Here is a 1,613-nt window from a genome sequence, read left to right on the forward strand (position 1 = left end):
GAACACCTTTTCGGCCAGCACGTACACGGCAATGCCGGCCACCCAGGCCAGGTTCATCACCCCCACCACGAACAGCAGCAGCATCAGCAGCCAGCAGCAGCCAACGCAGTACAGGCCGTGATGCAGGCCCATCCGGAAGGCGCCGGCGAGACCGTCCCTCCAGTGACCGAACAGAAACCCGATCGGCGACTGGCAGTGCCGCAGGCAGGCGTACTTCAGCGGCGACCACTGATAGATGCCCGCCGCCACCAGCACCGCCCCGGCGGCGATGCGCGAGTCGAACGCCATGCTGCCGGACAGGTAGGCGAAGTCGTGCAGCAGCCATTGCAGGACGGTGGCCGCCGCGCTGAACGCGCCCCAGCTGACCAGGTAACCGAGCACGAACAGCGACGCCGGCGTCAGCGCCCCACGGTCCTGGCGCTGCGCCGAGGCGCGCAGGAAGATCAGGATGGCCGGGGTGGCGGAGGGCAGCATCATGGCCACCATCATCACCGCCCACATCACGAAGTTGGTCACCACGTCCGCGGCGCTCCAGCGGGCGGCGTGCATCTGCATCATCGCCTCGCCGTCCATGGGCATCGGCATGTCGCCCATGTCCATGGCGGCCATCTGCCCGGCCAGGTGCACCGTATACGCCCACGCCAGCGCCGCCAGCATCAGCACGGCGGTGCCGATCAGCCAGCGCTGACGGCGCAGGGCCGCTTCCAGCATGTCGAAAGGTCCGGTTGATTCAGCGCGCGTTCACGCCTGCGGGAGCGCGGGTTACGAAGCCGCCTTGCGGTCGAACCTGTAGGCCGTGGGCTGCACGTTGCCGCTCCAGGAAAACGGCGCGAAGTGGCCGTTGTTGCTGCCGGTGGTGTCGTCCCAGTCGATGCCCGGCACGTGCGCGTGGCTGGCGGTGGCAATGCCCAGCGCCAGCCGGCTGTTTACCGGATGGCCCACGTTGTCGATGTAGAACGGCTCGCCGTTGTTGCGGCGCGACAGAAAGCCCTCCACGCCGATCTCGATCAGCCCCGGTACCTTCACGGTGCGCTTGTTGTCCTCGAGCGTGAACTCGATGGGGCCGGTCTCGATGCCGGCAAAGTTGGCGATCATCGGCTTCATCATGGACAGCGGGCCGCCGGCCTCGCCGCGGACGATGGCCTCCAGCGCCTGGCGCTGCGCCTCGCTGGCCTTGCTGTCGATCACCGCGGCGGCGGTCCAGCCGCCCTCGCTCATGACCAGTGGCGTCTTGATGATGAAGATGAAGCTCAGCCCGTCCAGCGGCACGTCGCCGTAGTGACCGGACTCGATGTTCAGGCACAGCACCGCGATGCAGTGGTCGCCGACCTCCTTGGTGGCCGGCACCGACAGCGCCGTCGAGTTGGTGAAGATGCAGGGGCACAGGTACGTGCAGCTGCAGTTTTCGGCGTACTGACCCTGGATTTTCCAGTTCGTGTCGGCCATGGGGGGCACCTCCTCGCGTGATCTGCTGGCGGCAGTATGTCGCATCGGGGCGTGCGCCGGAACCGTGGAAACGCGGGTGGTGGGCCGCTCGATTCAAAACCTACTGCTTCGCAGACTACACGGCGCGCATCATCGACCTGCTGGCCCTCGTCACCCGCGTCGGCGTC

At 67.2% G+C, this 1,613-nt stretch carries 2 protein-coding genes; both read right to left on the reverse strand.

Annotation, left to right across the window (positions count from 1 at the left end):
• A partial coding sequence (locus ABYX71_RS11880) for a DUF2182 domain-containing protein (protein WP_372696702.1) occupies window positions 1–711 on the reverse strand: 711 nt, incomplete at its 3' end.
• A 51-nt stretch (window positions 712–762) separates the two neighbouring features.
• Entirely contained in the window at window positions 763–1,446 is a 684-nt protein-coding gene (locus ABYX71_RS11885) for a DUF1326 domain-containing protein (RefSeq protein WP_372696703.1), read from the reverse strand.
• Between the last annotated feature and the right edge of the window lie 167 nt (window positions 1,447–1,613).

It is taken from the genome of Immundisolibacter sp. (assembly GCF_041625615.1).
Lineage (GTDB): Bacteria > Pseudomonadota > Gammaproteobacteria > Immundisolibacterales > Immundisolibacteraceae > Immundisolibacter.